At 41.9% G+C, this 21,542-nt stretch carries 22 protein-coding genes; all 22 read right to left on the reverse strand.

Annotation, left to right across the window (positions count from 1 at the left end; all coding sequences use genetic code 11):
- Positions 1-22: 22 nt before the first annotated feature.
- The 22 genes from ACH9UM_RS04445 to ACH9UM_RS04550 all read right to left on the reverse strand — a co-directional run bounded on the left by ACH9UM_RS04445 (position 23) and on the right by ACH9UM_RS04550 (position 21,532).
- The gene (locus ACH9UM_RS04445) at positions 23-2,413 is read right to left on the reverse strand and encodes a U32 family peptidase (RefSeq protein ID WP_004845059.1); all 2,391 of its coding nucleotides are present in this window, start codon (positions 2,411-2,413) and stop codon (positions 23-25) included.
- Positions 2,414-2,535: 122 nt separating this feature from the next.
- Positions 2,536-2,946 (reverse strand): cell division protein ZapA, encoded by a 411-nt coding sequence (gene zapA / locus ACH9UM_RS04450; protein WP_009242690.1) that lies wholly within the window; start codon positions 2,944-2,946, stop codon positions 2,536-2,538.
- Between the two features lie 98 nt (positions 2,947-3,044).
- The gene (ruvB, locus tag ACH9UM_RS04455; RefSeq protein WP_004845056.1) at positions 3,045-4,049 is read right to left on the reverse strand and encodes a Holliday junction branch migration DNA helicase RuvB; all 1,005 of its coding nucleotides are present in this window, start codon (positions 4,047-4,049) and stop codon (positions 3,045-3,047) included.
- A gap of 42 nt (positions 4,050-4,091) precedes the next feature.
- Positions 4,092-4,706, reverse strand: coding sequence for a Holliday junction branch migration protein RuvA (ruvA, locus tag ACH9UM_RS04460; RefSeq protein ID WP_004845054.1), 615 nt, complete (start codon positions 4,704-4,706; stop codon positions 4,092-4,094).
- 4 nt (positions 4,707-4,710) lie between these two features.
- Positions 4,711-5,208, reverse strand: a complete 498-nt coding sequence (locus tag ACH9UM_RS04465) for a Gx transporter family protein (RefSeq protein ID WP_009242691.1) — start codon at positions 5,206-5,208, stop codon at positions 4,711-4,713.
- Between the two features lie 15 nt (positions 5,209-5,223).
- A complete protein-coding gene (locus ACH9UM_RS04470) occupies positions 5,224-5,580 on the reverse strand; it encodes a NusG domain II-containing protein (RefSeq protein ID WP_004845051.1) in 357 nt (118 codons plus the stop codon).
- Positions 5,581-5,641: 61 nt separating this feature from the next.
- Entirely contained in the window at positions 5,642-6,448 is an 807-nt protein-coding gene (locus tag ACH9UM_RS04475; RefSeq protein WP_004845050.1) for an RnfABCDGE type electron transport complex subunit B, read from the reverse strand.
- A gap of 13 nt (positions 6,449-6,461) precedes the next feature.
- On the reverse strand, positions 6,462-7,073 hold the full coding sequence (locus tag ACH9UM_RS04480; RefSeq protein WP_004845048.1) for an electron transport complex protein RnfA: 612 nt from the start codon (positions 7,071-7,073) through the stop codon (positions 6,462-6,464).
- The gene (gene rsxE, locus ACH9UM_RS04485; protein ID WP_004845046.1) at positions 7,074-7,811 is read right to left on the reverse strand and encodes an electron transport complex subunit RsxE; all 738 of its coding nucleotides are present in this window, start codon (positions 7,809-7,811) and stop codon (positions 7,074-7,076) included. It lies immediately after the preceding gene.
- Positions 7,804-8,412, reverse strand: a complete 609-nt coding sequence (locus ACH9UM_RS04490; RefSeq protein ID WP_004845045.1) for an RnfABCDGE type electron transport complex subunit G — start codon at positions 8,410-8,412, stop codon at positions 7,804-7,806. Before ACH9UM_RS04490 ends, rsxE begins: the two co-directional genes overlap by 8 nt.
- Positions 8,412-9,344 carry an RnfABCDGE type electron transport complex subunit D gene (locus ACH9UM_RS04495; RefSeq protein WP_022003092.1) on the reverse strand — a complete coding sequence of 311 codons (933 nt, stop codon included), beginning with the start codon at positions 9,342-9,344 and terminating at the stop codon, positions 8,412-8,414. The genes ACH9UM_RS04490 and ACH9UM_RS04495 overlap by 1 nt, the downstream gene beginning before the upstream one ends.
- Positions 9,345-9,362: 18 nt before the next feature.
- On the reverse strand, positions 9,363-10,682 hold the full coding sequence (gene rsxC, locus ACH9UM_RS04500) for an electron transport complex subunit RsxC (RefSeq protein WP_004845041.1): 1,320 nt from the start codon (positions 10,680-10,682) through the stop codon (positions 9,363-9,365).
- A gap of 238 nt (positions 10,683-10,920) precedes the next feature.
- Positions 10,921-12,024 carry a 30S ribosomal protein S1 gene (gene rpsA, locus ACH9UM_RS04505; protein WP_004845039.1) on the reverse strand — a complete coding sequence of 368 codons (1,104 nt, stop codon included), beginning with the start codon at positions 12,022-12,024 and terminating at the stop codon, positions 10,921-10,923.
- Positions 12,005-12,856, reverse strand: coding sequence for a 4-hydroxy-3-methylbut-2-enyl diphosphate reductase (gene ispH, locus ACH9UM_RS04510; RefSeq protein WP_009242693.1), 852 nt, complete (start codon positions 12,854-12,856; stop codon positions 12,005-12,007). The genes rpsA and ispH overlap by 20 nt, the downstream gene beginning before the upstream one ends.
- A gap of 15 nt (positions 12,857-12,871) precedes the next feature.
- Positions 12,872-13,528: a (d)CMP kinase gene (gene cmk / locus ACH9UM_RS04515; protein WP_004845034.1), complete on the reverse strand. Its 657-nt coding sequence runs from the start codon at positions 13,526-13,528 to the stop codon at positions 12,872-12,874.
- Positions 13,529-13,558: 30 nt separating this feature from the next.
- Positions 13,559-14,815, reverse strand: coding sequence for an NAD(P)/FAD-dependent oxidoreductase (locus tag ACH9UM_RS04520; protein ID WP_009321148.1), 1,257 nt, complete (start codon positions 14,813-14,815; stop codon positions 13,559-13,561).
- On the reverse strand, positions 14,808-15,743 hold the full coding sequence (locus ACH9UM_RS04525) for a MurR/RpiR family transcriptional regulator (RefSeq protein ID WP_004845030.1): 936 nt from the start codon (positions 15,741-15,743) through the stop codon (positions 14,808-14,810). Before ACH9UM_RS04525 ends, ACH9UM_RS04520 begins: the two co-directional genes overlap by 8 nt.
- 90 nt (positions 15,744-15,833) lie before the next feature.
- Positions 15,834-17,633 carry an aminopeptidase P family protein gene (locus ACH9UM_RS04530; RefSeq protein ID WP_009242697.1) on the reverse strand — a complete coding sequence of 600 codons (1,800 nt, stop codon included), beginning with the start codon at positions 17,631-17,633 and terminating at the stop codon, positions 15,834-15,836.
- 123 nt (positions 17,634-17,756) lie between these two features.
- A complete protein-coding gene (locus tag ACH9UM_RS04535; protein WP_004845028.1) occupies positions 17,757-19,172 on the reverse strand; it encodes an oxaloacetate decarboxylase subunit alpha in 1,416 nt (471 codons plus the stop codon).
- 18 nt (positions 19,173-19,190) lie between these two features.
- Positions 19,191-20,342, reverse strand: a complete 1,152-nt coding sequence (locus ACH9UM_RS04540) for a sodium ion-translocating decarboxylase subunit beta (RefSeq protein ID WP_004845027.1) — start codon at positions 20,340-20,342, stop codon at positions 19,191-19,193.
- 23 nt (positions 20,343-20,365) lie between these two features.
- Complete coding sequence (locus ACH9UM_RS04545; protein ID WP_004845026.1) at positions 20,366-20,734, reverse strand: biotin/lipoyl-containing protein; 369 nt, start codon at positions 20,732-20,734, stop codon at positions 20,366-20,368.
- 18 nt (positions 20,735-20,752) lie between these two features.
- Entirely contained in the window at positions 20,753-21,532 is a 780-nt protein-coding gene (locus ACH9UM_RS04550) for an OadG family transporter subunit (RefSeq protein WP_009242698.1), read from the reverse strand.
- Positions 21,533-21,542: the final 10 nt, after the last annotated feature.

Here is a 21,542-nt window from a genome sequence, read left to right on the forward strand (position 1 = left end):
TCCTGACGATAATCGAGCGCACTTACAGTACGCCGCGTTTGAAATGCTCCTGTGTATAATCAAACTGCGGTTTTTCTCCAAATGCATCGATTGCTTGTTCTAATACTTTCTTTACTTCTTCCTTTCGCTCTGCTCCGAATCGAATCCTCAGTCTTTTCGGTGAAAGCTTTTGAATCTTTACTTTTTGTGTGCCCAAATATAAAGGAGCGCTGTTATAAACGATATTATAACATTCATCACATCGGTTTTGAACGAGAAACTCTTCTCCTATCCTGTCTTTCATCTGCGTAAAGGAAGAGTTTTTTGTACATTTTCCTCTCGTCTTCATAATACATTGCGCCGAAATCATAACCGGGCGATAACCATATACTGTCAGTTCCGCAGTTTCAAGTCCAAGTATTTTAAGCTCACTCTCATTTAATTCTGCCGGCGCTGTAAACTCAGAGAAACCTGCTTTTTTCATAAACTCTTTTGAAAACCGATTAAACACATATAAATTATCATCCGAAATTACTTTTTTGTCAAATTGTAATTGACAAAGCAGCGTATACTGTTCCCAATTCCTAATAAGTACGCCGTCTAACTCTTTTTCCGAAAACCGACTGATACATTTTTCAATCCGTTCTGCGCTTCCTTTTCTGAATACATGCGGAAGAGCAAGATAAAATTCTATCTTTTTCTTTTTTAATTTTTCGATGTATCCCGGGATATCTTCCTGAAAAATATTGCTTTCGGCGTAGATACGTGCGATTTTTATATTCTCCGTTTCTCTTTTCTCCAAATAGGCGCAGACTGCCGAAAGCTGTTCTTTATTTTCCACGAGAACCGAATAAGAAAAGTTTTCTTTTCTTTTAAATTGATCATAAGTATTGTTCTTTTCTTCTATAACCTCAGCTGCAATTCTCTTTTCTTTTTTTTCATCTGTTGTTTTTCTGTAATATTTCCCCGATAGTGCCTCGCACAATCCGCTTACCGCTTCTCTGCGAAGATCATTAAGTGTTTTAATCGAGAGAAAAATCGCTTCATCCATCTTAATATCCAAAGTTTCAAAAACAAAGGGCGTATTCCCTAATTTTTCTATTTGAGAAACGATCCGTTCTCTTTCCATCGGGCGGTTCTGCGCCTGTTCGACAATTTCTTTTGAGTACGCAGTATATGTACTTTCATTACAGTACAATTTCAAACTTGCCGGCTTTCCCACTTCCAGCGTAAGTTTTCCGTCTATCTTCTGTCTGATTGAATCTCCGATATACTGCTTATGAATCGAAGTGATAAGACTTTCGTTTCTCACTCTGTTTATTGTCGATCCCTGTTTTATATAAACTTGTTTCTGCACTACCATTGAAAAAGCTTCCCCTTTTTTCTGATCTTTTCCAATAGTATAGCTTCCTGAAATATCCAACACATCCCCTGCATGCAGGTCTGTAAGAATTTTTCCTTTGATCAATCTTCCTTTTTGGCTTTCTACCTTTACTGCCGGAACGCCTGCGTGGTTTGGACGATCCGACGCTATCATATTCTGCCCGTTATGCTGTCGATAATAACCTGCCGAAAATCCTCCTCTGTTATACAGATCCATCAGTATACGTTTATCCTCGGAAGAAACTTTATATCCCTTTTTTCCGTTTTGCATATATAAATCTGTGTATTTCCGGTACATTGCAGTTACTGCCGCTACATACTCCGGCTTTTTCATACGACCTTCGATCTTGAACGAATCGATTCCCGCCTCCGCAAGTTCCGGGATCAGATCCAGCGTACAAATATCTTTCGGACTTAAATAATATTTTTTTTCACCTTCTACTGTATACGGCAGTCTGCAAGGCTGAGCACACTGACCTCTGTTCCCGCTGCGTCCGCCGATCATGCTGCTTAAAAGGCATTGACCGGAATAACAGTAACAAAGTGCACCATGTACAAAACATTCTATCTCCAACCCTGTTTTTTCTTTGATCATACGCACTTCTTCAAGAGATAATTCCCTTGCCGGAACAACACGGCTGATTCCCTGCCCTTCCATAAATGCCGCTCCGCGATACCCTGTGATCGTCATCTGCGTACTCGCATGAATATCCATCTTCGGAAAGTACTCTCTTACAAGTTCGAGAACTCCTATATCCTGAACGATCACCGCATCTAACCCCGCTTCATAAAGCGGACTCAGATATTCGGGTAACTCTGAAATTTCGTTGTTTTTCAGCAGTGTATTTACCGTAAGGTAAAGCTTTCTTCCGTATATATGAGCTTCTTTGATCGCTTCGATCAACTCTTCTTTTGTAAAATTATCCGCATATGCTCTTGCTCCAAATTTCGGACCTCCGGCGTACACAGCATCCGCTCCTGCGTTGATCGCAGCTTTAAAAGAAGCATAAGATCCGGCAGGCGCCAATATTTCAATCCGGCGTTTTTCCATGCTGACTCCTTTCCCTACATCCCCTTTAACATACAGGTGTTTTCCCTTTATATAAAACAACAACTATCTAAAAAGACACTATCCAAAAGAAACAGGCTGTCATATGACTGACAGCCTTATTTTTATCTTCTGCGATTTTTCATTTCTGTCTCGAGCTTCACAATCTGCATTTGAAGATCGTTGTTCTCTTCTTTTAATTTTGCCAACTCTTTTTCCGCATTCTCCAGTTTGATCTGCGCTGAAATAAGTTCATGCTTTAAATCATACATTTCCTTATCTTTTAGTTCAATGTCACTCTCCAGCGAATCACCCTGTTTTTTTGCTTTGAAGTAATCATCGGCAATGTTAAGAGCGAGAAGTACATTTCTTGTGTCAGCGCTCTGTTTTCTGTATCCTTCACTATTTGTACATTCTGTTATCTTATGATTCAAATAGGAAGACACTTTCTGCAGATACTCTTCGCCCTCAAATCCGCTCAAAGTATATACTTTTCCTCCGATCAATACTTCCGTAAAATGTTTTGCTGAACTCATAGCTTCCTCCTCGCGTTTCTTAAAATTCATTATAAACTATTTAGCGGTAAAAACCAACTACTTTTTTCGGAACTATCCGTTTCATAACTATTCCGAAATTATTCATCCGCAAAAGATTCTATCCCGAGATGCCGGTATGCCAGATCAGTTACTATGCGTCCTCTCGGAGTCCGCTGTATAAATCCGTTTTTCAAAAGATACGGCTCATACACATCTTCCAATGTTCCTGCATCTTCTGAAATCGCCGCCGCCAGTGTATCCAAACCAACCGGACCGCCTTGGAATTTTTCAATCATTGTCAGCAGAATCGTTCGATCGATATGATCCAGACCATACTTATCGACATCAAGAAGGTCAAGCGCATAATCTGCCACTTTTTTCGTGATTTTGCCATCGTATTTTACTTGAGCGAAATCTCTTACACGTTTCAACAGACGGTTTGCAAGGCGGGGAGTTCCTCTGGATCGGCGAGCAAGTTCTAAAGCCCCGTCCTCTTCGATCTCTACATTTAACACAGATGCCGAACGTAATATGATCGTTTTTAGTTCTTCCGGAGTATATAATTCCAAACGGTGCATAACACCGAAACGATCGCGTAAAGGAGCTGTTAACATTCCCGCTCTCGTTGTTGCGCCGACAAGTGTAAATTTAGGCAGGTTCAAACGGATCGAGCGGGCGGCCGACCCTTTTCCGATCATAATATCAATGGCAAAATCTTCCATAGCAGGATAAAGAACCTCTTCTACTTGTCGGTTTAACCTGTGAATCTCATCGACAAACAAAACGTCTCCTTCCTGAAGACCATTTAAGATTGCCGCCATTTCTCCCGGTTTTTCGATTGCAGGTCCTGACGTTACCTTCATGTGTACACCCATTTCATTCGCAATAATTCCGGCAAGCGTTGTTTTTCCAAGTCCCGGAGGCCCGTAAAAAAGCACATGATCAAGTGTTTCCCCGCGCGCTTTAGCAGCTTCTATATAGATGCCAAGTGTTTCTTTTGCCTTTTCCTGACCGATATATTCGCCGAGAGATTGCGGACGCAATTCTCCTTCAATCTTAATGTCTTCCTCTAAGTTTTCTGTCGTTATGATTCGTTTTCCCATTGCCGTCCATTATTTCCTTTCCGCCTTATCCACATCCTCTCATCAGAAAAGATACTGCAGCGCTTCTTTCAATATATCTTCTACAGTCTGACATTGTACAGAAGTTTTCTTTACCGCGCGAAGGCTTTCCGCACTCCCGTAACCAAGCGCAACAAGAGCCTGTACCGCCTCCGATTGCATTTCATTTGCCGATGTTTTCGCCATATCTGTCTGTATTGTTTCTTCCGGATGAGCAGCATGATCAAGCATTTTTTCAATATCTACTTTGTCTCGAAGTTCTACAATTAGTTTTTCGGCAGTCTTTTTCCCGATTCCAGGCGCTGACGAAATCATTTTTGCATCTCCCGACATGATTGCAAACCGCAGTTCATCCGGAGACATACATGACAAAATATTCAAACCGCCTTTCGGCCCGATCCCGCTTACTCCGATCACAAGCCGGAATATTTCCAAATCATCTTTTGTCAAAAATCCAAAAAGCTGCATGGCATCTTCCCGCACATTCAGATAAGTGTAAAGTTTCACTTCATTTCCTACAGAAGGTAACATCGCCAGTGCCTGATGTGGCATAAACACACCATACCCTATGCCGCCCACATCAATAATTGCTTTTTGTTCCTCGATCGCAGCTAATTCACCTTTTACATATGAAATCATTTTTTTATTCCTTTAATCGTAAATTTTTAGTTCGTTTCAGTACTTCGGCAGATATCATTCCTATGAGCATTCCCGTCAAAAGCCCCGCAATCAAAAGTACAGGGAAGTAATATCCTACTTCGTATGTCTGAACCACAGCCATGGCAACCGCAAGCTGACCGACATTATGAAAAACACCGCCGCAGACGCTGACACCGACTACAGTAAATTTCCCTGTTTTTTTCAATATTCCCATAACGATCAGACTTAAAATCCCGCCTGCCAGACTATATAAAATAGAAAATAGATTACTGAATATAAAACCGCCTAAAACAACGCGGGCAACAGATAAGAGAAACGCTTCTTTCCACCCCATTTTATATAGAACAAGAATTGTTATAAGATTCGCAAGTCCCAGTTTTGCTCCGGGAATCCCAAAGTGAATGGGAATCAGCAGTTCCACATAACCTAAAATCAATGCCAGCGCTGTAAATATACCGAAATATGCAGCTCTGGTTCTCAAATCACTCTCTCCTGACTATTGTACAGTTCCGTCAAGTTTTTCTTCGCCTCCGCCTTCTATCGACACAACGACTTTATTCGGAAGACATATAATACTTTCTCCACTTCTTTTGATCCTCTGATGGTGAACACAAATCTGATCCGGACAATCAGCGGACTCCATTGAAACCGTACCCTCCGTAATTAAAACTATATTCGTTTCGTTCACTGAAACAGTTCGATCTTCAGACAACAGATATGTGCCAAAAACCTTCCCGTCTACAGTAATTTTTACTTTCTCCGTACCGTTTGCCGAGTGTAATAGCTGAATTCCCAGCACGACCAGAGCAATGAACAGGATGCCAAGTATAAGAATGTTATCGTTTTTCTTCATTTCTAACCTCACACACGTTGAAAATCCCGGCGATACACTACACTTTTAACGCTTCATTTACTCACGCTTCAAACCGTACTGTTATGATCTTTCGAGGACATTTTTCTGCACATACGCCGCAATTTGTGCATTTGTCGGCATCTATATGAGCCAAAAAGTTATTAACTGTAATAGCCCCGGCTTCGCAGTTTCGCTCGCAGAGACGACATCCGATACATCCGACTTGGCAGACGTCCATTAATGCTTTCCCTTTCTCATTTGAGTTACACTGCACAAATGTTTTCTGCTTATACGGGATCAATTCGATCAGGTGCTTCGGACATGCATCCACACATTTTCCACATGCTTTACATGCTTCCTTATCAACAACTGCTATTCCATCTACAATATGGATTGCATCAAACGGACAGGCATCCACGCATGAGCCATATCCGAGACACCCGTATGCACACCCTTTTGCTCCTCCATCCTGCATCTGACTTGCCATGATACAGTCTTTGATTCCATAATATTCATATTCACTTTTTGTCTTTTCACATGTTCCGCCGCATTTTACAAATGCAGTTTTTCTTTCGCTTGCCGAGGCGTCTACGCCCATAATCTCACCGATCTTCCCAGCTACAGAAGCGCCTCCGACCGGGCATCCTCCTACATCCGCTTTTCCCTGAGCAATCGCCGCAGCGAGGCCTGAACATCCTGCATAACCGCAGCCTCCACAGTTATTTCCAGGTAAAACATCGAGAATCGCCTCTTCTCTTTCATCAACTTCAACTGCGAATTTTTTTCCGGATACACCTAGGAAAATACCGATAAATAATCCGGCTCCACCGACGATCGCGGCAGCCAAAAGAATCGCTGTTATATTCATTCTATCGCACCTCCTATATTAATCCTGAAAATCCGCAAAATGCGATTGCCATCAGTCCGGCTGTCACAAGAACGATCGGAGTTCCTTTAAATGCTTCGGGAACATTATTGTGTTCGATTTTTTCCCGAATTCCGGCCATAAGAACAATCGCAACAAAAAATCCCGCCGCTGTCGCAAATCCGTTCACTACACCGGTCAGCAAACCGATCCCGACACCTTTTTCATAATATCCGTTTTGTACGTTTGTCAGCGCTACGCCAAGAACCGCGCAGTTCGTTGTAATCAGCGGAAGATAAACGCCGAGGGCATTATATAACGGAGGCATCACTTTCTTTAAAAACATCTCTACGAACTGTACAAGAGCTGCTATGACAAGGATAAATACGATAGTGTTTAAATATTGGAGCTCTCCTCCTAAAATTTTCGGGTTTCCAAGGATGAATTTATAGATCAATCCTGTTACAAACGAAGCGATTGTGATAACGAATACAACTGCTCCGCCCATTCCGGCTGCAGTTTTTACATTTTTAGAAACACCTAAAAACGGACAGATACCGAGGAACTGACTAAGGACAACATTATTTACAAACGCAGCTCCGACTGCAATCAAAAGTAATTCCTGCATTTATGCCTCCTCCTCTTCTTTTACATTCGTCTCTTCATGATGTGGTTCGTTTTCTGCGAGATGACCTCCGCAGATTCCTTTGCTTGCACATGCAGAGCAACCTTCGCCGCATCCTGACGATACCGGAACTTTTTTTCCTTTTTTCTCAAGATTCGCTTTCACTTTATTCTGAAGAGCTACAAGACATGCCAATACAAAAAACGCACCCGGGGCAAGAACAAAAATCGTAAGAGGTTCATATGACTGCGGCATAACACGAATGCCGAACACCTCGCCTGCACCAAGCAGTTCTCTCACAATACCGATTGCCGTAAGACCGACCGTGAATCCAAGTCCCATACCGATCCCGTCGAAAATCGAAGGAAGCACCGGATTTTTTGATGCATAGCTTTCCGCTCTCCCCAAAATAATACAGTTTACTACGATCAAAGGGATATACAATCCGAGTGATTTATAAAGCCCGGGAACAAATCCCGCCATCAAAAAATCAACGATCGTAACAAAAGAAGCTACAACAACGATAAAAGCAGGCATACGCACTGATGCCGGAATCACTTTTCTCAACATAGAAATCAACATATTTGACATCACAAGTACCGCTGTCGTAGAAAGCCCCATACCGATTCCGTTGATCGCAGATGTTGTAACCGCAAGAGTCGGACACATACCGAGCATGAGAACGAACGTAGGATTTTCTTTCACAAGGCCATTATAAAGACGTTCTGCACATTTATTCATTGATACCGCCTCCTAACTCCGTTTGATAATAAATCAGTGCTGAATCAACGGCATTAGTCACTGCATTTGTCGTAATCGTAGCGCCGCTGATGGCATCGATCTTATCATCGCCTTTTTCTCCATTTTTCGTATAAGTGAATTTTTGCACTTTTTTATCCCGAAACTGATCTTTAAATTCAGCGTCTTTCGCTTTCATTCCTAATCCCGCCGTCTCTCCGATGGAGAGCATCTCAATTCCTTTCACTGTTCCGTCCGAGGCGATTCCTACAGAAATTTCAATGTCGCCGCCATACCCTTCGTGAGAAGTGACATTGATCACGTAACCGATTACTTTCCCTTTTTTATCTGTCGCTTCCGCTACTTCTGTTATATCGTCTGTATAACCGTTTTCTTTTAAAATTTTTGCCGCCTCTTTTTCATCGAAATTGCTGGATGTAAACTCTGAAGCCTCGGGAAGCACTGTCTGAAACGCCTTTTGTTTTGTACGCTCCTGCGCCTGCGCAATCGGCTCTTTTGTAACATCGTAAACAATTCCGAGCAAAAGTCCTGAAACAACTGTTATTGCAGTTAAGATCAACGTATTTTTTATAATTTTATTCATTACTTTTCTCCTCCTTTACCGAAAGGTTTCGGAAGAGTAACCTTCTCGATCAACGGAACCAAAAGGTTACTGATGATGATTGCATAAGATACCCCTTCTGCCGAAGCTCCGAACAAACGGAACAGTCCGGTTAAGATTCCCATACAAATGCCATACAAAATCTTTCCTTTGCTCGTAATCGGAGCAGTCACATAATCTGTTGCCATAAACCATGCTCCAAGCATCAGACCGCCGCCGCATAAATGAGCGGTTATGTACCACGGATCAAATCCATTGCCGCCGAAAAGCGTGATAAAAATAACAAATGATACGATATAAGATCCCGGAATTCTAAGATCTATCACTCCTGTCAATATTAAGAACATCGCTCCGATCATAATCGCGATCACCGATGTCTCTCCGATCGTTCCCCGGACATTTCCAAGAAGCATATCCATCGTATTTACTACATTGCCGCTCTTTAATTGTGCAAGCGGAGTTGCGCCTGTCACGCCGTCATACACAAAATACGTCATTTTTTGCGTAAAACAGATTAGAAGAAAGCATCTTGCAGCTAAGGCCGGATTCATAAAATTTTGTCCCAATCCACCGAAAAGCTGTTTTACAACAACGATTGCAAATACGGCTCCGAGTACCCCCATCCACCACGGAAGCGTCGGAGGAAGATTCAATGCAAGTAAAAGACCTGTAACAACTGCGCTGAAATCACCGATTGTAACCGGTTTATGCATTAATTTTTCATAGATATACTCTGCAAGCACAGCAGCCGCCGTTGTAGCAACAACTAAGATCCACGCATTTTCATGTCTAAAATTCCAAATTCCGAATACAGTAGCAGGGAGCAGGGCAATCACAACAAGAAGCATGATATTGCTGCTTTTTATCTTATCCCGAATATGCGGGGATGCTGATACATGATAATTTTCATTCACTTTTCTCTCACCTCTCACTTACTTCTTTCTTTTATTTGCAAGCGCAATTTTTCTCATAGAACCGATAGCCTGTTTCAAAGGTCTTTTCGCCGGACACACATAACTGCATGATCCACATTCCACACATTCAAGTCCATTCATCGCAACAAAAGCCTTTTCATCATGTCTTTGGGCAAGATCGGCTAATCGTGAAGGTATAATACGACTCGGACAGACATCAACGCATCTTGCACAGTTGATACATGCCGTCTCCACGCTTTTTGAAACTATATCTTCCTTAAACGCAAGAATAGAAGAAGATGTTTTTGTTACCGGAGCTTCTGCACTTACCATGGCGAATCCCATCATAGGCCCTCCGGATATCAATTTTTCCGGCTGTTGAGAAAATCCACCCGCCGCTTCAATTAATTCCATATGGTTTGTTCCAAGAAGAACTTTAAAGTTTCCCGGAGAATTTATGGCGTCTCCGCTTACAGTAACAACACGTTCCGTAAGAGGTTTCCCCTCAGCTACTGCCATATGAATCCCGATCAATGTTTCCACATTATCAACAATACAACCCGCATCTGCCGGGAGCATAGATGAATTGATCGCACGTTTTGTCACTGCATAGATCAACTGACGTTCCGCTCCCTGAGGATATTTTGTCATGAGTGCCTTCACTTCCATATTCGGGTCATTTTCTGTTTCTTTGTTTAATTTTTCAATACAGTCTTTTTTATTATCTTCTACCGCAAAGATTCCTTTTGCATTCGGAAACAGCGAAAGGATTATACGCATACCGTTCACCAGTTGTCCGGTATTCTCCAACATCCTTCTGTAATCTGCCGTAATATACGGTTCACACTCTGCACAGTTCGCAATAATATATTCTATCTTTTCAGGTTCTTTCGGAGAAAGCTTTACCCTCGTAGGAAAACCTGCGCCTCCCATTCCGACAATACCGGCTTCACCGATTCTCTCAATGATCTCTTCTCTTGTCATCTCACCAAAAGGTTTCACCGTAAGATCGTTTATTTCCGCGTATTCTCCATCATTTTCAATGATGATACATTCTGTTTTTGTACCTGCCGGATTAAACCGATATTCAATTCCTTTCACAGTTCCGGATACAGAAGCATGGATCGGTGATGACACAAAACCTCCTGCTTCCGCAATCTTCTGTCCTTTTAAAACATGATCTCCTTTTTTTACGATCGGATTCGCAGGCGCTCCGATATGCTGTGAAAGCGGATACGCCAGTTCCCCTTTCGGCAGTAATGTACGTATTTCACTGTCTTTTGAAAAACGCTTTCCGTCATCCGGATGGATACCGCCTTTAAATGTCAGAAGTCCCATGATATTCTTCCTTTCTTTCCCGCCGAAACAGAATCTACTTATCACACTCTATTCCCGCATTATTTTCATATTACGTTATTTTACTAGAATGAAGCATAAAAATCCAGTCATTCAAACGACAAAATCATACAATTCTGTATTTTCAGAAGAATGTTATCTTTTTAACATAATAAAGAGAACGACACTCTATGCAAGTATCGTCCCCTATCTTATCCATTATATAAAATACAAAAGATAATTACTCAGCATCTGCTTCGTAATCAACAGATACTGCATCTTCTTCATCACGATCAGCTTCCAATGCTTTCATGCTCAGGCTGATCTTCTTCTCTTCTTCGTTCAGGTCAACAATCTTAGCTGTAATCTCCTGACCTACAGAAAGAACATCCGATGGTTTCTCAACATGTTCTCTCGAAATCTGAGATACATGAAGAAGCGCATCAACTCCCGGTGCAAGTTCAACAAATGCACCGAAATCTGTCATACGTGCAACTTTTCCTGTGATCACTGTACCTACTGCAAAGTTCTCTGAAGCATTCGCCCACGGGTTTGTCTCCGGGAACTTCAAACTTAAGGCAACTTTTGTATCGTGAATGTCTTTCACAAGAACAGTAAGAGTATCACCTACGTGGAAGTTTTTCTTCGGATTATCAATTCTTCCCCATGACATTTCAGAAATATGGAGAAGTCCGTCAACTCCGCCAAGATCAACAAACGCTCCGAAATCCGTCACATTTTTGATCACGCCGTCTACTCTGTCTCCGACTTGTAATCTTGCAAACAGTTCTTTCTGTTTCTCGGCACGTTCTGCAACAAGAAGCTGTCTTCTGTCTCCGATCACACGGTTTCTTCTCGGATTGAACTCGCTGATTACGAATTCAATTTCCTGACCTTCATATTTTCCAAGATCTTTCTCATAAGAATCAGATACAAGGCTTGCCGGGATAAACACTCTGACTTCATCAACTGTAGCGCAAATGCCGCCTCCGAGAATCTGTGTAACTGTAGCTTTGAGGACTTCTTTGTTCTCAAACGCTTCACGCAGTCTCTCATTTCCTTTCTCGGCTGCAAGTCTCTTATATGTAAGAAGAACCTGACCCTCTCCGTCGTTTACTTTCAAAACTTTGACTGTCATCGTATCACCTACGGATACTACTTTTGTGAGGTCAACTGACGGATCGTTGGAGTATTCATTCTTTGTAATGATACCGTCTGCCTTATAACCGATATTCAGGATAATCTCTTCCGGTTTTACATCGATTACCGTTCCCTCAACTACTTCTCCATTGTGAATCGTTTTAAATGACTCGTCTAACATCTGTTCAAAAGATAATTCTGACATTATTTTGAACCTCCTCAATTATATTGTTGGGCGTGGATGCCCCTGCTGTAATACCTACTGTTTCCACTGACCCTAATTGATTCAAATCCAAATCGTCAAGTGTCTGTATATAGTACGTATTGTCACATGCTTTGCGGCAGATCTCAACTAATTTCTGAGTATTGGAACTATGTTTATCTCCAATAACGATCATAGCATCCACCGACTCTGCAATGCTTTCAGCTTCAGTCTGACGCTCTTTTGTAGCATTACAGATTGTATTTAAAACACTTACATCATAACTCTTTTTCATTATAATTTCAACTAAATCTTTAAATTTATTGTAATTAAATGTCGTCTGGGAAACAATGCAGATTTTCTCTTTTCGATCAGCTGTAAAACATTCCGCATCTTCCGCACTTTGTATGACGGTTACATTGTCTTTCGCCCATCCTTTTATCCCTACAACTTCAGGATGTTCCGGGTTTCCGATTATAATAATATGAAATCCCTCTCCGCTCTTTTCAGATACAATATTATGAATCTTTTTCACAAATGGGCAGGTAGCATCTACAATTCTAAGACCTTTTTGTTCGATCTTTTCATAAATGCGTTTTTCCACTCCGTGAGACCGGATAATGACCGTACCTTGACTGATCATATCCAAATCTTCTTCAGAACGTAGTACGATAACCCCTTTATCCCTCATATCTTTGATAACTTCTTCATTGTGGATAATCGGACCATACGTATAAATCTGTCCACACTTTGTATCTACCTGCTTATATACCGTGTCAACCGCCCGCTTTACTCCGAAACAAAATCCGGCAGTCTTTGCTTTTATCACTTTCACTGTATTTTCCTCTCACTAATTACAGAAGCTGCATATTTTACTTACCACTTCATCAATCGTCATATCCGAACTGTCTACTAAGATCGCATCCTCTGCTTTTTTCAACGGTGCAATTTCTCTTGTCATGTCACGTTCATCTCTTTCCTTGATATCCCGTGCAATCTCGTCAAAGTCACATGATTCCCCTTTTGACGCAAGCTCATCATATCTACGTTTTGCTCTTGTTTCTACGCTGGCAGTCAGATAGATTTTCACATCTGCATTCGGAAGAATATTTGTTCCGATATCCCGTCCGTCCATGATCACATCTTTTTCGCGTGCCAGCGTTTTCTGCAATTCTAAAAGCTTTTCCCTAACCGCCGGGATAGCCGACGTTTTTGACGCCATATTTCCAACTTCTTCTGTACGAAGCATGCCTGTAATATTTTCACCGTTTAAATAAACCTGCTGTACTCCGTTTTCGTACACAATACTTACATCTGCATCTATGCACGCTTTTGCAACAGCCTCTTTGTCTTCCGGCGAAATTCCTTTTTTCAGAAAATGGATCGCCAATCCTCTATACATTGCTCCTGTATCTACATATATATATCCTTTTTCTTTCGCCACCAGTTTTGCTATCGTACTTTTTCCGGCTCCTGCCGGGCCGTCCACCGCCACATTATATCCCATTTTCTTTCCCCTTTCTTACTGCTTTTTCTTTTATTCTTCTCTTCCGGCATTCATTCCCGCAAGATATGCCGTAGACCATGCAATCTGAAGATTATAACCTCCTGTAAGAGCATCAAGATCCAAAACTTCTCCCGAAAAATATAAATTTTTAACAAACTTTGACTCCATTGTTCCCGGATGGATCTCTTTTACGCTTACTCCGCCTTTTGTAATGATCGCCTCGCTATAGCTTCTTAAACTTGTAAGCGTCATTTTAAAATCTTTGATCAGACGTACAAACCGCATTCTTTCTTCTTTTGTAATCTCATTTACTTTCTTTTCTTCCGCAATACCTGAAAGTTCTGTCATAACAGGTTTTAGTTTTGCCGGAAACAAACTATCGACTGCATTTTTAAACTGTTTGTTATGATTCGCATCGAACTCTCTGAGAATCCGTTTGTCGAGTTGTTCTTCTGTAAGCGCCGGTTTTAAGTCGATATGTAAAGTCAGCTCTTTTTCTTTCAGCCTTTTTCCTACAATACTGCTAGCGCTTAAAATAACCGGACCTGTCACTCCATAATGGGTAAACAGCATCTCTCCGAATTCTTCATATAATTTCCTTTTTCCGTCGGTCACACGGATACATACGTTCCGAAGCGACAGACCCTGAAGCTGTTTTGCATACCATTCTTTTACTTCCATCGGAACGAGAGCCGGAAAAAGTTCGGTAACCTTATGCCCGCATGTTTTTGCAAATCGGTATCCGTCTCCTGTCGATCCTGTAGCAGGATAAGAAATCCCTCCAGTCGCTATGATCACCGCATCTGCGTCAACAAAATGCTGCTTTTGTTTTTGGGAATCATCAGAAATAATGATTCCTGTTATTTTCTCGTTTTCTACACATATTTTTTCCACTTCCGTACAAAGAGATATCTGAACGCCGAGACGGTGCAGTTCTCTTTGAAGCGCCCCGATTATATCCGACGAATGATCGGAAACAGGAAAGACTCTGTTTCCTCTTTCAACCTTCGTCTTCACACCGAGATTTTCAAAAAAGTCGATCACCTGTTCATTCGTAAAACTGTAAAATGCACTATATAAAAACTTTGGGTTACTGACTACCGCCTGAAATAATTCTTCAACATCCGATGCATTTGTAATATTACAGCGTCCCTTTCCCGTTATAAATAATTTCCTGCCCAATCTGTCATTTTTCTCATAAATCTGAACATGATGCCCGTTTTCGGCGGCAAATACAGCCGCCATCATTCCTGCGGCTCCGCCTCCGACAACTATCACTTTACTCATCTTTTCCTCCTGCCGTTTCATCCGGGAAAAACGAACGTTTCATAGGATCTAATTCATCTCTGCTGTACACTTCATATTCTCCCCATATTTCCTCTAACGTCTCAAGTGTTGATACAACTTCTTTTTGTCTCTTCATGCAAAGCGCCACTACGAGAGCATTCACTACGCTTAACGGCGCTACAAGAGAGTCTACGATCGACGCCATATCACTTCTTGCAATCAGATTGCACGATGAATACAGATTCATAGGCGAATGGACGCTGTCCGTTAAAGTGATCACTTTTGCCTTTCGGTTACTTGCAAACTCCAATGCTTTTAATGTCCGCATAGAATATCTCGGAAAACTGATCCCTATGATAACATCATGTTCGTTAATTCTGATCAACTGTTCAAATATTTCACTGGAACTGTTTACATCGACAACAGATACGTTATCACAAACAAGATTTAAGTAAAATCCTAAAAATGATGCTAACGGAGCGCAGCTTCTGATCCCTATTACATAAACTCTCCTCGCATTCAGGAGCGTGTCAATCGCAAGATCAAATGCTTTATGGTCGATATCTGCAAGAGTCATCTTAATCTTATCTATATCGGATTGAAGAACAGTTTCCAGTATTTCACTTTGGCTGATTCTTCCATACGTCACTTCCATCCTCTGGATCGAATTCAGCTTATTACGGACAAGTTCTTCTAATGCCTTTTGAAATCCCGGATATCCTTTATAGCCAAGCTGTGTAGCGAATCGCACTACAGTTGACTCACTGACCCCGACGATCTCTCCTAATTTGGCAGCCGTCAAAAAAACCGCTTTGTCGTAATCATTGCATACATAATCTGCAAGACGCCGCTGTCCTTTACTCATTTTTTTATATTTTTCTTTAATTCTTAATAAAAGTTCATTTGTCGTTGTTTCATTTTGTCCCATTTTTGTTTCCTACTTTTTCTCAATTATCACCAACTGATTATATCTTATTTTTTCTTTACTGTCATTGTCCGATTTGCAGATGTGCATAATTTATATCGGTCTTGTATATCGCTTCAGCCACTCTCGCTCGTTCTCCTCTAAATACATTCCGACTTTTTCATAAACGGCAGCATGATATTCGTTCAGCATCTTTTTTTCTTCATCACTCATTTTTTCAGGGAGAATTGCATCAAGATCAATCGGAACATAGGTAAGCGGCTCAAATTTCAAAAACTTTCCGAACTCGTTCTGCGTATCTTCTACGACAAGAAGATCATTTTCAATTCTGACGCCATGTCGGCCTGCTCTGTAAATCCCCGGTTCATCTGTAATTATCATATTTTTTTGAAGAGCCGGCGCAGCATTTTTGCCTTCCTTCCATCTGAAATTAATCGGAGGCTCGTGAATATTCAAAAGATATCCAACCCCATGACCCGTGCCATGATTAAAATTCAGCCTTTCCTTCCAAAACACTTCTCTTGCAAGACAGTCTAAATTCGCACCGCTGCACCCTTCCAAAAACACAGCGTTCATAAGTCTGAGCATCGAACGCAAAACAAGAGTGAAATCTTCTTTTTCCTGATAACTCACTTCACCTAAAGCCACGGTTCTTGTAATATCAGTCGATCCATCCTTATAATGTCCTCCGGTATCTGTTAAAAGAAAATGCCCCTTTTCTAATCGTGCGTCGCTTTCCTTCGATGCACTGTAATGGACAATCGCTCCATGTTCGTAGTATGCGCTGATTGGTTCAAAACTTGGTCCTAAATATCCATCCTGCTCTTTTCTAAACTCTTCTAAACGAGCGGAAGCTGACCGTTCGGTAATCTCTGTTTTCCCGATATTTTCTTTCAGCCAATATATAAATTTTGTATGTGCAGCCGCATCCTTTAAATGCGCCCTGCGAATATGCTCTGTTTCAATATCATTTTTTACAGATTTCATTATGATTTCCGGATTCTCTTTCTCTATCATTTCAGTTTCATCCGGTATCAATTTATATAAAGCATAGCTAAGACGCTCGGGATCTATCAGCATTTTCTTCCTGCCGCTTAGTTTTCCGACCGCATTTTCGATTTCTGTATATGGTCTTAGAGCAACATGATTTTTCGCAAATTCCCGCTTCATATCATCGGAGAACTTTTCTTCATCTGCAAACAATTCAACATGATCCTTATAGATTATTAAATATGCCAAAACAAGAGGACAACACAAGATATCGTTTCCTCTGATGTTTAATAGCCACGCAATATCATCAAGACTTGATAACAGATGTACATCAGCTCCTGATTCATCCATCTTACACCTTACTCTTTCCAACTTAGAAGCTGCTGTTTCTCCCGAGTAAAATTCATCCAAAAAGAACGCTTTTTCCGTCGGCAAAGGCGGTCTGTCTTTCCAGACAACATCGACAAGATCCGAAAGATAAGACAGCGCTCCGCATTTTTCTTCGGCAATCTTTTCAAATTCTTTTCCTTGTTCTACCCGAATCGTACGGCCATCAAATCCGATCTTTCCGCCTTCCGGCAATTCTGTCCGTATAAATTCTTCGATTTCCGGGCAGCCCGGCTCCCCTGCTTTAAAAAGGATGATCTCACTGCCCTGCAGTTCTTGTTCTGCCTGTATAAAATAGCGCCCGTCTGTCCAAAGCCCCGCTTTCTCCTCTGTAAACACCACAGTTCCAGCAGAGCCTGTAAATCCGGTCATATATTGACGTTCCTTAAAATATTCACCTATATATTCACTGTTATGATAATCTGTTGACGGAATAATATAAAGATCTATCTTTTCCCGTCTCATCTCGGCTCTAAGAGCCTTAATTCTATCTGAAATGCTTCCCGAATATTTCATTCAAGACCTCCCGCTTCTCAAAATTCCTTTTTATGATACCACTAAACGAAAAAGAGTACAAATAAAACAGGATCGATCTCCTGAATAAATTCAATCGTTCGATCCTGTCACTATTCCTTTTATCTATACCGGATATGCTCCGTTCTTAGTATCTGCTACTGCAGCGTCAACTTTTGTCTGCTGTGCCTGTCTGTATTTAAAGAAATCAACGGCAACCTGCGGGAATAATGCATACGTAAGAACATCTTCATCCTGCTGTATCCACTGCTCGCACTCTTTGCGAAGTGTATCGAGCTCATTCGGGATCAAATCTGCCGGACGACATGTGATGATCTCTGCATTCTCACCTAAAATCTTTTTCTGAAGCTGAGCGTCAACCGGTTTTACAGTCGCGCCATATTTTCCTGCAAGAATATCTTTTGTCTCTTTTGTCGCCATCTTATATCTCTCACCCATCAGAACATTAAATACAGCCTGTGTTCCGACAATCTGAGAAGACGGAGTAACAAGCGGCGGCTCGCCAAGATCTTTACGCACGCGTGGTACTTCCTCAAGCACTTCATAGAATTTTTCTTCCGCTCCCTGTTCTTTTAACTGAGATGTCAGATTAGAAAGCATTCCTCCCGGAACCTGATATAATAAAGTCTTAATATTAACTCCGAGGTTTTTCGGATTAAGCAGTCCGCTTTCAAGCGCTTCATCTCTGATCGGACGGAAATAATCCGCAATCTCAGATAACAGTTTCTGATCTAATCCAGTATCATACGGCGTACCTTTGAACGTTTCCACCATCACTTCCGTTGCCGGCTGCGACGTTCCGAGAGCAAACGGAGACATTGCGGTGTCAATGATATCAGCTCCTGCCTCTACAGATTTCATATAAGTCATCGAAGCAACTCCCGATGTATAATGTGTATGCATTTCAATCGGGATATTTACTGCCTCTTTCAGCGCTGTGACAAGTTCTGTCGCTTCATACGGAACAAGAAGTCCTGCCATATCTTTAACACAAATAGAATTCGCTCCCATATCTTCGATTCTCTTTGCAAGATCCACCCAGTAATCAAGAGTATACGCATCGCCAAGTGTATAAGACATCGCTACCTGTGCATGTGCTTTTTCTTTATTTGCGGCCGTCACTGCTGTCTTCAAGTTTCTGATATCATTCAGACAATCAAAAATTCGGATAATATCAATTCCATTTGCCGCTGATTTTTGTACAAAGTATTCTACTACATCATCTGCGTACGGGCGATACCCCAGAATATTTTGTCCGCGGAACAGCATCTGAAGTTTTGTATTTTTAAATCCGTCACGGAATTTACGAAGCCTCTCCCATGGATCTTCTTTCAGGAAGCGCAAAGACGCATCAAACGTAGCTCCTCCCCAGCATTCAACTGCATGATAACCGACCTGATCCATCTTTTCAATGATCGGAAGCATCTGTTCTGTAGTCATTCTTGTAGCGATCAATGACTGATGCGCGTCACGCAGAATCGTTTCTACTATTTTAACCGGTTTTTTTTCAATTTCTGCCATTTATTTTTCCTCCATCAATTACTTAACGCCAAAGATTGCCATAAATGTTCCGGCTGCAACCGCAGTACCGATAACACCCGCGACATTCGGACCCATCGCATGCATCAATAAGAAGTTAGTCGGATCAGCCTCGGCTCCCACTTTCTGTGAAACACGCGCCGCCATAGGAACTGCAGATACGCCCGCAGACCCAATCAGCGGATTGACTTTTCCTTTCGTTGCCCAGCACATGATTTTACCGAACAACACTCCCGCCGCTGTACCGAACGCAAATGCAATCAGTCCGAGAGCAACGATTTTTAAAGTATCCCAATTCAAGAACGCCTCAGCGCTTGTTGTCGCTCCCACAGATGTTCCGAGCAAAATTACAACGATATACATCAACGCATTAGAAGCGGTCTCTGTAAGCTGTCTTACAACACCGGACTCTTTAAACAAGTTTCCGAGCATAAGCATACCTACAAGAGGAGCTGTCGTCGGAAGAATCGTACAAACAACGATCGTTACAATGATCGGGAAAAGAATTCTCTCTAATTTTGATACCGGACGAAGCTGCTCCATCTTGATCTTACGTTCTTTCTCCGTCGTAAGAAGTTTCATGATCGGCGGCTGGATGATCGGTACAAGTGACATATAAGAATATGCCGCTACCGCGATCGGTCCGAGAATCGCTGTCTGTTGCAGTTTTCCGGCAAGGAAAATAGATGTCGGTCCGTCAGCTCCTCCGATAATGGAGATCGCTGCGGCAGCTTTATCTGAAAATCCCATTGCCATAGCGCCTAAATATGCAGCAAAGATACCAAACTGAGCGGCAGCTCCGAGAAGGAAACTTTTCGGGTTCGCGATCAAAGGTCCGAAATCCGTCATTGCTCCTACACCGAGGAAGATCAAAGACGGAAGGATCGACCACTCGTCAAGGACATAGAAGTAATAAAGTAATCCACCCGTACCATTCGCTGAGTCCTCGGCATGAAGCATAATATCAGGATAGATATTTACAAGCAGCATACCGAAAGCAATCGGTACAAGCAGAAGCGGCTCAAAGCCGTGTCTGATTGCTAAATAGAGAAACACACACGCAACTGCGATCATGATCAGGTTTCCGACCGTAAGATTCATAAACGCTGTCTGTTCAATGAGGTTTCCCAGTGTATTTGAAATATATTCCATTTGTTAAAAACCTCCGTCAGTAACTAATTTAACGTAGCTAATACTGCTCCTGATTCTATCGCATCTCCTACAGCCACATCAATACTTGCGATCGTTCCCGCTTCCGGTGCAACAACCGGAATTTCCATCTTCATTGCCTCGATCACGATCACTGTATCACCCTGTTGAACACTCTGACCTACGCTTGTCGGGATCTGGAATACTTTTCCTGCCGCGCCTGCTTTCACCTGAATGTTTCCTGCGCCCGCTGCTTTTGCCACTGGAGCAGGTGCCGCTTTCGGAGCCGGAGCTGCTTTCGGAGCCGGTTTCAAAGCCGGAACAGCGCCTGCGCCTTTTTCTTCCACTGTTACATCATATACATTCCCATTTACTGTAATTGTATAATTTTTCATTTTCTTATCTCCTTTTCTTTAATTCCATTTATTTGATTTTCTTCTCTTTATAGAACGAACGATAAATCCGTCTGCCGATGTTCCTTCAGATGCCGCGATTGCCGCCGCAATTACCGCTGCAAGCTCTGTATCCTCCGTAACATCTTCCGACACTTCCGGCATCTCCGTTTTCAAAGCTGCCGTTGGTTTTTCATTTACAATCTCTGTTTTTGCACTCTTTTTAAACTTCTGTTCAAGCGCCGGAATAAATTTAAACAGTGAAATAATAAATGAAATAAAGATCAATACAACAAAAACCGTTCCCATTCCGAGAATCGTATTAAGTCCTGCTTTTTTCAAAATCTCCGCCGTACTGTAATGTGCTCCGATCGTCAGACTCTCGATATTTCCTTTCTTATCAAACGCAAATTCAAGCGCTCCGTCTCTTTCCGCAAAATCTCCTTCAACAGTCAGAAGTGCGCCTTCATTTGTTGTTTCCATTGTATAACCGTCTTTTAAGCCGACAAACTCTCCGCATTCTTGTTCTCCGGCATCCCACGCCCCCATCATCGTCAGGAAATTTTCTCCTGTTACAGGTACGCCTGCCTGAAGAAGAGTCATTTCAAGTTCAAGATCAGACATATCGGAAAAGTTCTGAAAATCCGCCTCTCCCATCATACTGAAATTCTGAACTATAAAATCGGCATACTGCTCAAGCTGTTCCTGATCATATTCTACTGTATCATCAGACTTTCCGCATCCCGAAAAACTAAAAACAAGAATGAGGATAAGCCCTAATAAACTGATTTTTTTCTTCACTTCGCCTCAC

Origin of the sequence: Mediterraneibacter torques (assembly GCF_044591705.1) — a bacterium.
Lineage (GTDB): Bacteria > Bacillota > Clostridia > Lachnospirales > Lachnospiraceae > Mediterraneibacter > Mediterraneibacter torques.

What these genes read in the sequence shown, in the direction of transcription:
- ACH9UM_RS04475 (WP_004845050.1), bottom strand. Translation starts at nt 6,448, where the DNA reads ATGAATATAACAGCGATTCTTTTGGCTGCCGCGATCGTCGGTGGAGCC.
- ACH9UM_RS04445 (WP_004845059.1), bottom strand. Translation starts at nt 2,413, where the DNA reads ATGGAAAAACGCCGGATTGAAATATTGGCGCCTGCCGGATCTTATGCT.
- ACH9UM_RS04530 (WP_009242697.1), bottom strand. Translation starts at nt 17,633, where the DNA reads ATGAAATATTCGGGAAGCATTTCAGATAGAATTAAGGCTCTTAGAGCC.
- ACH9UM_RS04545 (WP_004845026.1), bottom strand. Translation starts at nt 20,734, where the DNA reads ATGAAAAATTATACAATTACAGTAAATGGGAATGTATATGATGTAACA.
- ACH9UM_RS04480 (WP_004845048.1), bottom strand. Translation starts at nt 7,073, where the DNA reads ATGCAGGAATTACTTTTGATTGCAGTCGGAGCTGCGTTTGTAAATAAT.
- rsxC (WP_004845041.1), bottom strand. Translation starts at nt 10,682, where the DNA reads ATGGGACTTCTGACATTTAAAGGCGGTATCCATCCGGATGACGGAAAG.
- ruvB (WP_004845056.1), bottom strand. Translation starts at nt 4,049, where the DNA reads ATGGGAAAACGAATCATAACGACAGAAAACTTAGAGGAAGACATTAAG.
- ruvA (WP_004845054.1), bottom strand. Translation starts at nt 4,706, where the DNA reads ATGATTTCATATGTAAAAGGTGAATTAGCTGCGATCGAGGAACAAAAA.
- zapA (WP_009242690.1), bottom strand. Translation starts at nt 2,946, where the DNA reads ATGAGTTCAGCAAAACATTTTACGGAAGTATTGATCGGAGGAAAAGTA.
- ACH9UM_RS04540 (WP_004845027.1), bottom strand. Translation starts at nt 20,342, where the DNA reads ATGGAATATATTTCAAATACACTGGGAAACCTCATTGAACAGACAGCG.
- ACH9UM_RS04470 (WP_004845051.1), bottom strand. Translation starts at nt 5,580, where the DNA reads ATGAAGAAAAACGATAACATTCTTATACTTGGCATCCTGTTCATTGCT.
- ACH9UM_RS04525 (WP_004845030.1), bottom strand. Translation starts at nt 15,743, where the DNA reads ATGGGACAAAATGAAACAACGACAAATGAACTTTTATTAAGAATTAAA.
- rpsA (WP_004845039.1), bottom strand. Translation starts at nt 12,024, where the DNA reads ATGTCAGAATTATCTTTTGAACAGATGTTAGACGAGTCATTTAAAACG.
- ACH9UM_RS04535 (WP_004845028.1), bottom strand. Translation starts at nt 19,172, where the DNA reads ATGGCAGAAATTGAAAAAAAACCGGTTAAAATAGTAGAAACGATTCTG.
- cmk (WP_004845034.1), bottom strand. Translation starts at nt 13,528, where the DNA reads ATGGGATATAATGTGGCGGTGGACGGCCCGGCAGGAGCCGGAAAAAGT.
- ACH9UM_RS04520 (WP_009321148.1), bottom strand. Translation starts at nt 14,815, where the DNA reads ATGAGTAAAGTGATAGTTGTCGGAGGCGGAGCCGCAGGAATGATGGCG.
- rsxE (WP_004845046.1), bottom strand. Translation starts at nt 7,811, where the DNA reads ATGAATAAATGTGCAGAACGTCTTTATAATGGCCTTGTGAAAGAAAAT.
- ACH9UM_RS04490 (WP_004845045.1), bottom strand. Translation starts at nt 8,412, where the DNA reads ATGAATAAAATTATAAAAAATACGTTGATCTTAACTGCAATAACAGTT.